This is a genomic window from Ruegeria atlantica, assembly GCF_947495585.1.
Classification (GTDB): domain Bacteria; phylum Pseudomonadota; class Alphaproteobacteria; order Rhodobacterales; family Rhodobacteraceae; genus Ruegeria; species Ruegeria atlantica_G.
The window spans coordinates 16414-28394 of the sequence record NZ_CANLZK010000005.1 but is presented as its reverse complement, the minus strand read 5'-3'; the positions used below and the strand labels follow the sequence as shown (position 1 = coordinate 28394).

15 protein-coding genes and 1 tRNA gene are annotated in these 11981 nt (G+C 57.0%); 10 read left to right on the top strand and 6 right to left on the bottom strand.

Translation table 11 applies throughout. The features are described 5' to 3' along the window. Positions 1-18 precede the first annotated feature (18 nt). Positions 19-420: a DUF4864 domain-containing protein gene (locus QMP16_RS10910; RefSeq protein ID WP_282152404.1), complete on the top strand. Its 402-nt coding sequence runs from the start codon at positions 19-21 to the stop codon at positions 418-420. Between the two features lie 135 nt (positions 421-555). Further along, positions 556-2844 carry a glycosyl hydrolase family 28-related protein gene (locus QMP16_RS10905; RefSeq protein ID WP_282152403.1) on the top strand — a complete coding sequence of 763 codons (2289 nt, stop codon included), beginning with the start codon at positions 556-558 and terminating at the stop codon, positions 2842-2844. A 21-nt stretch (positions 2845-2865) separates the two neighbouring features. On the opposite strand, the gene QMP16_RS10900 is transcribed toward QMP16_RS10905, so the two are convergent. Further along, on the bottom strand, positions 2866-3495 hold the full coding sequence (locus QMP16_RS10900) for a hypothetical protein (RefSeq protein ID WP_282152402.1): 630 nt from the start codon (positions 3493-3495) through the stop codon (positions 2866-2868). Positions 3496-3671: 176 nt separating this feature from the next. Between QMP16_RS10900 and QMP16_RS10895 the strand changes: the two genes are divergently transcribed. Together QMP16_RS10895 and QMP16_RS10890 are read left to right on the top strand one after the other, a co-directional pair. Next, positions 3672-3998, top strand: a complete 327-nt coding sequence (locus QMP16_RS10895; RefSeq protein ID WP_282152401.1) for an antibiotic biosynthesis monooxygenase family protein — start codon at positions 3672-3674, stop codon at positions 3996-3998. A 65-nt stretch (positions 3999-4063) separates the two neighbouring features. After that, positions 4064-4471, top strand: a complete 408-nt coding sequence (locus QMP16_RS10890) for a universal stress protein (protein WP_108860159.1) — start codon at positions 4064-4066, stop codon at positions 4469-4471. Here QMP16_RS10890 and QMP16_RS10885 read toward each other — a convergent pair. Then, positions 4456-4959, bottom strand: coding sequence for a HugZ family protein (locus tag QMP16_RS10885; protein ID WP_282152400.1), 504 nt, complete (start codon positions 4957-4959; stop codon positions 4456-4458). The two genes, QMP16_RS10890 and QMP16_RS10885, sit on opposite strands and share 16 nt — an antisense overlap. Positions 4960-5072: 113 nt before the next feature. On the opposite strand from QMP16_RS10885, the gene QMP16_RS10880 reads away from it, so the two are divergent. The 3 genes from QMP16_RS10880 (at position 5073) to QMP16_RS10870 (ending at position 6295) form a co-directional block, all read left to right on the top strand. Then, the gene (locus QMP16_RS10880; RefSeq protein ID WP_282152399.1) at positions 5073-5504 is read left to right on the top strand and encodes an excalibur calcium-binding domain-containing protein; all 432 of its coding nucleotides are present in this window, start codon (positions 5073-5075) and stop codon (positions 5502-5504) included. A gap of 96 nt (positions 5505-5600) precedes the next feature. Beyond that, complete coding sequence (locus QMP16_RS10875) at positions 5601-5891, top strand: hypothetical protein (protein ID WP_058273445.1); 291 nt, start codon at positions 5601-5603, stop codon at positions 5889-5891. Positions 5892-5941: 50 nt separating this feature from the next. Further along, entirely contained in the window at positions 5942-6295 is a 354-nt protein-coding gene (locus QMP16_RS10870; RefSeq protein ID WP_058278708.1) for an MmcQ/YjbR family DNA-binding protein, read from the top strand. On the opposite strand, the gene QMP16_RS10865 is transcribed toward QMP16_RS10870, so the two are convergent. From QMP16_RS10865 to QMP16_RS10850, 4 genes are all read right to left on the bottom strand, one after another. Further along, positions 6292-6999 carry an ORF6N domain-containing protein gene (locus QMP16_RS10865; protein ID WP_282152398.1) on the bottom strand — a complete coding sequence of 236 codons (708 nt, stop codon included), beginning with the start codon at positions 6997-6999 and terminating at the stop codon, positions 6292-6294. The genes QMP16_RS10870 and QMP16_RS10865 overlap by 4 nt on opposite strands. A 110-nt stretch (positions 7000-7109) precedes the next feature. Then, the gene (locus tag QMP16_RS10860; protein WP_282152397.1) at positions 7110-7901 is read right to left on the bottom strand and encodes a formate/nitrite transporter family protein; all 792 of its coding nucleotides are present in this window, start codon (positions 7899-7901) and stop codon (positions 7110-7112) included. A gap of 131 nt (positions 7902-8032) precedes the next feature. Further along, on the bottom strand, positions 8033-10219 hold the full coding sequence (uvrB, locus tag QMP16_RS10855) for an excinuclease ABC subunit UvrB (protein ID WP_282152396.1): 2187 nt from the start codon (positions 10217-10219) through the stop codon (positions 8033-8035). Between the two features lie 80 nt (positions 10220-10299). Then, entirely contained in the window at positions 10300-10779 is a 480-nt protein-coding gene (locus QMP16_RS10850) for an SRPBCC family protein (protein WP_282152395.1), read from the bottom strand. Between the two features lie 154 nt (positions 10780-10933). On the opposite strand from QMP16_RS10850, the gene QMP16_RS10845 reads away from it, so the two are divergent. The 3 genes from QMP16_RS10845 to QMP16_RS10835 all read left to right on the top strand — a co-directional run bounded on the left by QMP16_RS10845 (position 10934) and on the right by QMP16_RS10835 (position 11820). Beyond that, the gene (locus QMP16_RS10845) at positions 10934-11245 is read left to right on the top strand and encodes an ETC complex I subunit (RefSeq protein WP_109312827.1); all 312 of its coding nucleotides are present in this window, start codon (positions 10934-10936) and stop codon (positions 11243-11245) included. Next, positions 11246-11722, top strand: coding sequence for a GNAT family N-acetyltransferase (locus QMP16_RS10840; RefSeq protein WP_282152394.1), 477 nt, complete (start codon positions 11246-11248; stop codon positions 11720-11722). 21 nt (positions 11723-11743) lie between these two features. After that, positions 11744-11820: transfer RNA gene (locus tag QMP16_RS10835), tRNA-Arg, on the top strand. The last annotated feature ends 161 nt before the right edge of the window (positions 11821-11981 follow it).

Here is an 11981-nt window from a genome sequence, read left to right as displayed (position 1 = left end):
TTCAACAGGAGGTGCCCCATGCGTCGTTTACTACTTGCTGTATCACTCAGTGCCGGACTAGCCACGGGCGCGTTCGCCCAAAGTGCCGAGATCGAGGCAAATATTGCGGCGCAGATACAGGCATTCAAGGCAGATGATTTTGCCACTGCCTTTACCTTCGCAAGCCCCAACATCCAGAGCTTTTTCGGAACGCCTGAGAACTTCGGAACGATGGTTCGCAATGGTTATCCCATGGTTTGGAGACCTGCTGATGTTCGCTTTCTAGAGCTGCGAGAGGTTGCTGGTGCATTGTGGCAGAAGGTCATGATCACGGATGGCAACGGGCAGGTGCACGTTCTGGACTATCAGATGGTCCAGCAAGAAAACGGCTGGAAGATCAATGGCGTGCAACTTTTGGGAAATTCAGATCCGGCTGCATGATGCAACACCACCGTCACGGTGATATGAGCGGCGGTTAATCCCTATTCGGTACTCAGACTTTTGCGTTCGGGCAGCCCCGGACACTGGGTTTGTGCGCGCGGCGACCTGCTGCGCGCGATTGGGAAAGGGATTTCTATGAACAAGGCAATCACCGACGGTATCGTCTTCATGCCACCTGCTTTTGCCAATGGTCTGAGCGTCTGGTCCAGAGGCGACGGGACACCAGGTTCGCCAACCTATAACGGGGCACCGAACGGGGCATTTGTTCCGGCGGATCCGGATTTTGGCGGTTGTCTTGAAATCCTGAAGGTGCAGGCAACCCAACAGCTGCGATATATGGGACAGACACCCCTGATCCCGGGATGCTATTTGCAAATCAAGGCGCGGGTCAAAGCTATCAGCGGTCCCTTGCCGCAGGTTCGCATTGCGGCCTGGGCCGGCGGGGCCGGCGACCAGCAAGTGGTTGGAGTTGTTGATCAGGGACCGGTCACGCAGCTTTCGGGCTATGGCACCGTACATGAAATCACAGCCATCGTTGGCAATGGTCAACGCTCGGGCGTGGACATGCCTTGGGGCGTTGCAGCGCTTTATGGGCATTTCGGTCTGAACATCGACGGTTCCAATGGTTCGCTCGTTCGAGTCGATGATATCGAGATCACCGATGTCACCAGCATTTTTCTGCGCGAGATGATCAGCACTGTCGACGTGCGTGACTATGGTGCAATCGGCGATGGCGTCGTCGACGATTCCGTAGCGTTCGAAGCAGCGGACCAGGCCGCTGGCGGTCGCAGGATTTATGTCCCGAAAGGCACTTATTTGCTTGCGCAGAACACGTCGATGTCGTCCGAGTTGGATTTCGAGGGCACTATCATCATGCCCGACGACAAGATGCTGTTGCTGACAAAGAATTTCGACCTTCCGGCTTACATCGCAGCGTTCGGGGACGAGGAGCTGGCGTTCAAAAAAGCGTTTCAGGCGTTGTTGAACAATTCGGATCATGAATCGCTCGACATGGGCGGGCGCAAAATCTCCGTCACAGCGCCAATTGACATGGCCGATGCCGTTCCGAACCGGCAGGGCGGTTTTTCGACCCGGCGCATCGTTCGTAACGGGCAGTTCGATGTCAAAAGCAGCGCGGCCTGGGATACCGAAACCTTCACCTCGGTCGCAACCTACAACCCGGCGGACTCGACCAAGCTGACTAATGTGGAGAACATCGCCAACATTCCGGTTGGCGCGCTGGTGCAGGGCAATGGTGTTGGGCGTGAAATCTATGTGCGCTCCAAGGATGTCGGTGCCGGAGAGATCAGGCTGAATGACCCGCTTTTTGATGCGGCGGGGACGCAAACCTTCACGTTCCAGTCGTTCAAATACCTGTTGGATTTCAGCGGTTTCAGTACGTTGCGCAAATTTGGCATGGAAGAGATCGAATTTCAGTGCAACGGTCGCAGTAGCGCGATCCGGCTTGCGCCGTCCGGCAGTACCTTCGCGGTGACGAATTGTTTTATCAGCCGGCCCAAAGATCGGGGCATCACCTCGCACGGGACCGGATGTCAGGGGATGTTGATCGACAATTGCCAGTTTCTGTCGACCGAAGAATCCTTCAACGTGTCCGACCGCAAATCCATTGCGTTGAATGCCAATGCAAACGATATTAAACTACGGCACAATCGCGCCGTGCGGTTCCTGCATTTTGCTGTGTTGGCCGGATCCAACAACTTGATCTTAGGCAACCACTTTTTCCAGGGTGACAGCATTCCGCAGGGTATCCGCAGCGCCGGGTTGATCATGACCGGGACCTATAACAGCTCGACCATTTCCGAGAATTATGTCGACAACTGCTTTGTCGAGTGGACTAACGAGCGGGATGCAAACCCGGTCTATACAAGCGGGTATTCCTTCAGTTCGATGACCATCTCGGACAACATTTTTTATGCCAGCGAAGTCGCGCCGTGGTTCAGTCAGATCGTCATTCGCCCTCATGGGGCCGGGCATTACCTGAACGGCGTTGTCGTGACTGGGAACAAATTCCGTTCAAGCAGTGGTCGCATCGACCGGGCCGACCGGGTCGATACCAGTTTTGCCGATCTGAACCATTCAGCGCATCTGAACGTGATTTTCGAAGACAACACGTTCAATGGCATCAACGCAAAGGTGGAGAACCCGTTGCGGATCCGACGCTCGCAACAATCGGCATCCTCGGTTTGGACCATTCCTTCTGACGGCCGGTTGCCCTTTGGCGGTAAGGCACGCGGGTGCGATGCGGTTACGGTGTTGGGGCCGCTCAGAAATGCGGGCGGGCAGATCGTTCACGCCACGCCCTATGTCGAGCTAGAGCAGGGCGCAAATCAAGACACTATCCAACTACGTTGGCCTTTGCCTGTCAGCGGATCGGTGTCGACCAACATGCGTATGGAATACTAAGCGGCGCGTGCCACAGGCGTTCTAGAACGTATTCCAGATTGCCAGCCTGATGCCCGTATTCTTGCGGGCATCATTGCGTTCCAAGCCCAGAACCCATGTGGTGGGGCTGTCCTTGGTGCGGATCATGATAGAAGGCTTGATCCTCCAGTGCAGGGGGTGGTCGCTTTGGTACGCGGTTTCGATCTGCAGCAAGGGGTTTACAAGGCGCGGGGATGACAGGCCTGCAGTAAGGTCCAACTTTCGATATACCGCATCATGCGTTCGAAATTCCAGCGCAGCGTCAATGGCGATCCAACCATTACCCCAGCCGGTCTGAAACCCCTTGCCGTACGAGAGCGTGGCTTTGTACAAGGCCCAGGCTCGCATCTGGCGATGATGAGTACCGATTGCAATCTCGGCAGCAAAACGCCCTGCCTTTTCGAATTCGGCGACAGGCAAGCGGGCAAACACCAGAGCATGCCCATAAATGTCGCGGTGCTCTTCAACGTCCAGGCCAAGGGTTAGCTTCTCTCGCAACCCGTACTCAGCATAAAATGACCCTTTGTAGTCGTATCCGTAATCCGGTTCCTTAAACGCCGTTACGGCAGTCGATACAAAAGATGCGCCCTTATCCCGCAACCAAGCACCAGACCAGGCTGGCGAGGCTGCCAAGAGCAAAATCAGAAGGATCGAAACCCGGCGCATGCGCGCAGCATCTGTCAGTATGGTTAACAGATCGTTAGGATTTGGCCCAAATCTGCAGGAATTCTATGCCGCTGAATGGCAAAGGAAACACAAGACCTTTTCAAAACCTATGTTAGGTTTGAAACAGATAGAGGAGAATCCAGATGCCGAAGATTGCCAAAAATACCAGCGTCCAGACAGTTATCACGACCTTTGAAATGACGCCCGGCACCTGCCAGGACCTGCTGGAAGCTCTGACGGATGCTTATGCGGAATTCATCTCGAAACAGCCCGGATTTGTCGCCGCGGGACTTCACGTGAATGACGCGCAGACGCGGATCGCCAACTATTCGCAATGGGAACGCCGCGAGGACTTTCTGGCCATGCTGCGCACCACGGAAATGCGCAACCGCAATCGGCAGATTAACGAGCTGTGCAAAAGTTTTGAGCCCGTGATGTATGAGGTGGCCGGGACCTTTGGTGGAGCCTGATCTGAATCAATGCCTAACGGCCTGAAATGGTGCAGGCTTCAGGTGTGAAAACGGAGGTGTGCGTCATGTATCACAATATTCTTGTCCCCATTTCCTTTGATGCCGAAAGGGATATCTCGGGGCCGTTGAAGTTGGCCGAAATACTGGCGACATCGGATGCGCAGGTCACGTTGCTGCACGTGGTCGAGCATATTCCGAGCTACGCCATCTCCTACATGCCGCCCGAGTATCTGGCCGAAGCTCGCAAGGCGCTGCAGATGGAACTGGACGCGCTTGCGGAAAAACTGCCCAACGCCAAAGGTGTTCTGGTCGAGGGTCATTCGGGCCGGACAATTCTTGACTGGGCAGTCGAACATAAGCCTGACCTGATCATCATGGCATCTCACCGTCCGGGGATGCAGGATCTGTTGCTGGGCTCAACGACTAATCATGTGGTGCGCCATGCGGCCTGCGCTGTTCATGTGGTGCGCTGATCGGGCCAGATGTCGGTTGGGGCAAGGCGCCATGCCTTGCCAAAGCCGCCGTTCAATATCGCTTCGGAAATGGTGAACGTGACAAACCCGAAATCGGTGAAGTCCGCATAGAGCTTGGCCTTGGGCCTGAGGCTCAGATACCGCGCGCGCAGCGCAGCGTGTTTCTCTGTCTCTCTGGCGACGAATTGCGCGATGGCATGTAGAGTCAACCTTGGGTGCGCCAACGGATCGCCTTTATCACCGGGTTCACCAATCAACAGGGCACAGGCCGGATTGGTGGTCAGTGCCCGGGTGTGGTCGGCCAGGGTTGAGATCAACGTGACCGGCCGGCCCTGACCATCCGTTGCTAGGGCCACGCGCGACACAGAAGGCAACGCACTATCGGGGCGCAGCACGGCCAGCGCGCCGAACGTCGCGTTTTCGATCAGGTCGCGGGCCATTTGGCAGGCTGTGTCATCAACCGGGCGATACGGGTCGGTTTTGGTCATCGGTGTTTTAGCCTTGGGGATTCATCCGGACGCAACATTATCCGCATTGCGACCCGTGCGCGAGGGGGCGTACAGGTCTCGATTTTGCCGCAAAGCCGGTTTAAGTGTCCGGTATGGCGCTCAATGATTCCGAGCAGGGCTCGAATAAGAAAAACTCAAGAGCCGCAGCGCGACATCGGCGCGCGGATGCGCTGCGCAGACGGGCGCTGTCGCCTTTTCGTATCATCGTCATGATCCTCATGTTGCCCGCCACCACCGCGGCGATTGCGGTGGGTGTCTTTTTGCGGACATCCGAATTCGAAGGTCCCGATGCCCTGTTGCATCTGGTGGCCTTGGCTGGCTGCCAGGCCGCCGAAGCCTTGGTGCCAGGGCCGTACTGGGACGGTGAGCCGGGATATCACGCGCGCAACGATACGGATGGAGATGGTGTTGCCTGCAGGGCGACGACCCCTCAGTTCGCAACTCCCCAACCGGCTGCGGACCCTCAACCAGCTGCGGCGGCGCCTCAGCGGCAGGTGGGTACGGCCAAGTTCGTCCGGCCCTGATCACCTCGACCCGAACATTCAAATCTATGCTATAGTACACGTGACGCGCCAATTCGGCCGTCAGTGGGGGATTTCGCCCTGAAAGGGAGAAAAGTCATGTTTGCACGTATTACGCAGTTCAAAATGAAGCCTGGCATGCGGGATGCTGCCGAGGCCAAAATGAATGAACTGAAAGACCAGATTATGGGCATGGAAGGCATGCACAGCTTTACCAATGTCATGAACGAGGACGGCACCGGATTTGTCGTCGCAGTTGTCCAAAGCGAGGAAACATCAAACGCAAACGCATCCAAAGTGGCCAAGCTTTGGGGCCATTTCGCCGAATTTCTGGAAGGCCCTCCATCCCCTGCGGGGTTTGATGTGGTGGTTCACTGGGACAAGGGATAAAACCTCGCCCAGCGCTTGCCAAACCACACCCAATCGCCAAAATTGGGCTGATGACCCGCGATGAATTCAACAGCTTTTGTGCCAACCTCAAAGCCACCAGCCATGTGGTGCAATGGGGCAATGCAGATGTGTGGAAAGTAGGCGGCAAGGTTTTTGCGCTCTGTGGCTGGAACGACGGCAAGGATGCTTTCACTTTCAAAGCGACCGATCTGGCTTTTGAGGTGCTGGGCAGCGAACCCGGCATCCGCCCAGCGCCTTATCTGGCGTCGCGGGGCATGAAATGGCTACAGGTCTATGACGAACGCGGGATGAGCGATGCGTCGCTGCGCGAGCATATCGTGACGTCCTACGAGTTGGTCGTGGCCAAGCTGACCAAGAAATTGCGGGCGGAATTGGGTGTTTAGCCCTTCATCGCCTGCAGCAATTCCAGCAGTTGTTTTCGGTCGCCGTCATCCGTGTAGTCACCGGTGGCCAGACGCTCGGCAATGCGCAGGCGCAGGCGTTCCTGCTGGGTGCGCACCTCTTCGCCGGCGGTCTCAGCCAGAGTTTTCATGATCATCGCCACCGCCTGTTGCCGCTTGGTAGTGGGGTTGGCGATATAGTCGACGAGGCTCTGTTGCCCGGAATCGAGGATGTTTTCGGCCAGATCACGCAGTTGATCGCCATTGGGCAGCAGCGGGGCAGGGGCGCTCTCGGGCGGTAGGATTTCCGGTACGCTGCGCGGGGTCTCGGCCAGCGCATTTGCACCGTCGACAAAGGCCTCGGTGATCATTCGCGTGATCTTGATCGCGCGCGGGTCCTTGAACAGGGCCGAGGCGATGGCCACGCCGTAATCCGAATAGACCCATGGATTGACCCGCCGCCCACCACGTCCTTTGGGTTTTGAGATCACATTCTGTGATTGCAAATCGGCGACCTCGGCATCGGTCAGCTGAAAGCGGTAACCTTCGAACAGGTCCTTGTTGCGCGATACGGCCTGATTGAACGCGCTGACGGATTTTCCGTAGAACTGTGCCAGATCCTCGGCCAGCACTACACGGGTGCCGCGCACGCGGTGAATGGCGCTTTGGACCTCATGCGTGCTGGGCAGGTTTTTGGGGTTCGTCATGGCAACCGTTTGGAATCACAATTTGTGATTTCAAACGTGAAGCAGGGAGCGCTGGGCTGCAAGTTTGAAGTGTATGGCTATCGTCAATCGAGACAGGACTTGAGCTAGTGTCAGCCGCTTGCCTTGCCCAAATAGGCAAGCCGATAGGCGAGCGCGACACCGCCCGCGCCTCCGACTACATTACCGACCGTGACCCAGAAAAGGTTGCTAATGGCGGCGCCCCAACCGAGTTTGGCACCTGCTAGTGCACCCTGAGGCAGTAGGTACATATTAGCGATCGAGTGTTCGAGACCCAACAGAACAAACGCCGCAATTGGCCAGAGTATTGCCATGACCTTTCCCACGACCGATCTGGCGGCGAAGCTCATCCAGACAGCAAGACAGACTAAGGCGTTGCACAGAATGCCACGCAAAAAGGCTTGCGTTGGAGAGAGATCAATCTTGCCATTTGCGATCGCTGCAGCAGTAGCCCCCATTGGTCCTTCCAGCAAACCGCTTGCAGCGCAAGCCAGGACTAGTGCGACGGCTCCGACTAAATTCCCGAGATACACGAATCCCCAGTTCCTCAATAGGTCACGCATCGAGATTTTTCGATCCACTGCCGCGATGGTCATCAGCGCGTTTCCAGTGAACAGTTCCGCCCCACCGACGACCACAAGGATCAGGCCCAGAGAAAACACCACCCCACCAAGAAACCGGGCTGGCCCAAATCCGGGATCTACGCCGGTCATAACCATAGTGTAGGCGGCCCCACCGAAGCCAATGAAGACACCTGCGAGTATTGCAAGTGTCAGCGTTTGAACGATGGAAAGATGTGCCTTTGCGATACCAGATGTTTCAACCAGTTCTGCAATCTGTGCAGGTTTGTAAGCGTCTACGCCGGTTGGATTGTGAGCCTTCATGCGTCGCACCCTGCCAACATATTCATGTTTCGACATTGATCCGGATCAAGGTCACGCGGCGAAGTACATAGGTTCAGTCCAGGGCTTGTGCCAACTAAACTGCTAACTTGACCACTACAGTCAATTTTATCCTACCGCTTCCTTCTCTTCACATTCCCACCCCGCTGCCCTGGCCTGCCAGCCGTTGACCGTCCGCGCGATTTCACCGCGTCTTCCGAGGCTTTCTCGACCGCCCATTGACGCGCCATGGGGTCATCGGCGATGGCCAGATCGACCGCTTCCAGGCGCTTGATCTCATCCCGGATATTGGCGGCCTCTTCGAATTCCAGGTTCTCGGCGGCCTTGCGCATCTTGTCGCGCAGACCGTCCAGATGGGTCTCAAGATTCGCGCCGTGCATTGGTTTGTCGATGGTGGCGGTGACGCGGTTCATATCGACGTCGCCCTGATAGAGACCGGCCAGAACGTCCTCGACATTCTTCTTCACCGTCGCGGGGGTGATGCCGTGTTCGTCGTTATAGGCGATCTGTTTGGCGCGGCGACGATTGGTTTCATCCAGCGCGCGCTCCATACTGCCGGTGATTTTGTCGGCATACATGATCACCCGGCCATCGGCGTTCCGCGCGGCGCGGCCGATGGTCTGGACCAGTGAGGTCTCGGATCGCAGGAAGCCTTCCTTATCCGCATCCAGAATAGCGACCAGCCCGCATTCGGGGATGTCGAGCCCTTCGCGCAGCAGGTTGATCCCGATCAGCACGTCAAAAGCGCCCAACCGCAGGTCGCGCAGGATTTCGATGCGTTCCAGCGTGTCGATGTCGGAGTGCATGTAGCGGACCCTGATGCCCTGTTCGTGCATGTATTCAGTCAGGTCCTCGGCCATGCGTTTGGTCAGGGTGGTGACCAGCGTGCGATAGCCATCGGCGGCGACCTTGCGCACCTCGTCCAGCAGATCGTCGACCTGCATGCCGACAGGGCGGATTTCGACCTCGGGGTCCAGCAGGCCTGTGGGGCGGATCACCTGTTCGGTGAAAACACCGCCGGTCTGTTCGATCTCCCATTTCGCGGGCGTGGCGGAAACGAAGACGGATTGCGGGCGCATGGCGTCCCATTCCTCGAACTTGAGGGGTCGGTTGTCCATGCAGGACGGCAGGCGGAACCCGTGTTCGGCCAGCGTGAATTTGCGTCGATAGTCGCCCCGGTACATGCCGCCGATCTGCGGCACGCTGACATGGGATTCGTCAGCGAAGACGATGGCGTTGTCGGGGATGAATTCGAACAGGGTCGGGGGTGGTTCGCCCGGTGCGCGGCCGGTGAGATAGCGCGAGTAGTTCTCGATCCCGTTGCACACGCCAGTCGCCTCGAGCATTTCCAGATCGAAGTTGGTGCGCTGTTCCAGCCGTTGGGCTTCCAGCAGCTTGCCCTCGCCAACCAGTTGGTCCAGCCGGATGCGCAGTTCCTTTTTAATGCCGATGATCGCTTGGTTCATCGTTGGCTTCGGCGTCACGTAGTGGGAATTCGCATAGACGCGCACCTGCTCCATCGACGCGGCGCGTTCGCCGGTCAGCGGGTCGAATTCGGTGATAGTCTCCAACTCCTCACCAAAGAACGAAAACTTCCAGGCGCGATCCTCAAGGTGGGCAGGCCAGATTTCCAGTGAATCACCGCGCACGCGGAACGAGCCGCGTTGAAACGCCTGATCGTTACGACGGTATTGTTGGGCCACCAAATCGGCCATGATCTGACGCTGGTCGTATTCGTTGCCGACCTTAAGATCCTGCGTCATCGCTCCGTAAGTTTCGACCGAGCCGATACCGTAGATGCACGAGACCGAGGCCACGATGATCACGTCATCGCGTTCCAGCAGCGCCCGGGTGGCCGAGTGGCGCATCCGGTCGATCTGTTCGTTGATCTGGGATTCTTTCTCGATATAGGTGTCTGACCGCGCGACATAGGCTTCGGGTTGGTAGTAGTCGTAGTAAGAGACGAAGTATTCGACCGAGTTTTCGGGGAAGAAGCCTTTGAATTCGCCATAAAGCTGGGCCGCCAGCGTCTTGTTGGGCGCAAGGATGATCGCGGGGCGCTGGGTTTCTTCGATCACCTTGGCCATAGTGAACGTCTTGCCGGTTCCCGTCGCGCCCAGCAGAACCTGTTCTCTTTCGCCATCAAAGATACCGTTGGTCAGTTCCTTGATCGCAGTTGGCTGATCACCAGCAGGCGCGAACTCGGTATGCATGACGAACTGCTTGCCGCCCTCGAGCTTCAGGCGCGCGCGAACGTCATCAGCGGTCAGCTGTGTCTTGTCGGAATGGGCATAGGGCATAGGCAGGCTCCGGGTCAGGCCCTTACATTTGTTCTTATTTTGTCCAACTGCAAGGCCTGATCCGGTTCAGAAACTCAGTTTCAGTAATAGGCATACTGAGCATCGGGGATTTGAACCGATTGCGCCTTGTCGGCCAGCGCTTTCAGATTGCTCTCCAGAACCCGGCCCATCATCGCCTTCATCAGTGTTTGACCCATCAGCCAGCCCAGCGGGCCATATTTCATCTGGTAATCCATGCTCCAGACGACTCGCGAATGGCCATTCGCGAGGGGTTCGATGGTGATGGACGCATGTGCTTGGGTCAAAGGCATCGCCGGCATCTCTGACAAGCGTACGCGATAGCCTTTGTTGACTTGCCAATCGGTCACTTCCTCGACCAGCGAGGTGCCGTTTTCAAAGTGGCAACGCCGTTTCGACCCGACGCCGTCTGGCCCAGTCGTCAGCGCATCCACCGAGGCGACTTGTGGTGCGAATTCGTCGATATGCATGAAACGGCTTAGAATGGCCCAAAGGGATTCGGGCCGGGCGTCGATTTCCAGGCTTTTTCTGTGGTGGATCATGTCGGTGTCCTCTTGATGGCCTTGCACGATTTATAAAAGGCCCTGATGACAGTTTCTGACATCAGGGCGTGACCAGCCGCGACAATTCCCATCTTGTCCCAGCCTGTACTCTGACGCATAAACAATCTCAGCCAAGTGAGGACGGAGGGGCGACATGCGCGCACGGATTTACAAGCCTGCCAGGAACGCAATGACTTCGGGGATGGCCAAGACCCGCAAGTGGGTTCTGGAATACGCGCCCGCGTCGTCGCGTGAGGTTGATCCGCTGATGGGCTGGACGTCTTCCGACGACACGCAAACTCAAGTGCGCCTGAAGTTCGACACCAAAGAAGAGGCCCTAGATTACGCCAAGGACAATGGCATCGAAGTCCAGGTTAGCGAACCGCACAAACGCAAACCCAACCTGCGTTCGCGCGGCTATGGTGAGAATTTCGCCACCGATCGGCGCGCACCCTGGACCCACTGAATGATCGAAATCCATGAGGCCGACCCGACCTCGGACGCGCTGCGCCCATTGATTGAGGCGCATTTTGCACATGGCGAAACTGCCGGACCTGCGGAAAGCAACCATACCATGGATGCCCAGGCTCTGGCTGCCGAGGGCATCAGGTTCTGGGCCATGTTTGAGGACGGACAGCCCGTCGGCTGCGGAGCGTTAAAGGCGTTGCCGGACGGAACGGCCGAGGTGAAGTCCGTTCACATCATCTCGAAGGTGCGTGGACGCGGTTTGGCGCGTCAGATGATGAACCACCTGACTGATGAGGCCGGCATCCAAGGGGTGGCGGCTTTGGTTCTGGAAACAGGTGCGGAACATCTGCCGGAATATGCGGCCGCCCGTAAGCTATATGAACGGCTTGGGTATTCCTATTGCGGTCCGATTTTTGGATATGAAGACGACCCGAACAGCGCCTTTATGCGCTTGGCTCTTGAACCCCGGAAGTAAAAACAGCAAGAAGGGCCCAGCGGTCCCGTAGCTCAACTGGATAGAGCAGCTGACTTCTAATCAGCAGGTTGAGGGTTCGAGTCCTTCCGGGATCGCCAGCTTTTTTATCCCATTTCCGGCGCCATCGCCGCATGGATCGCCTGATCTAAGCCGCCTTTGGTGGGCGGCTATCAATGTAAACGTGGGAACCTATTACATCCAACGGATGCGTGTTTCGCAAAATATCGCCGTTCGCACTAGCCCGTCGAGCGAAACTCTG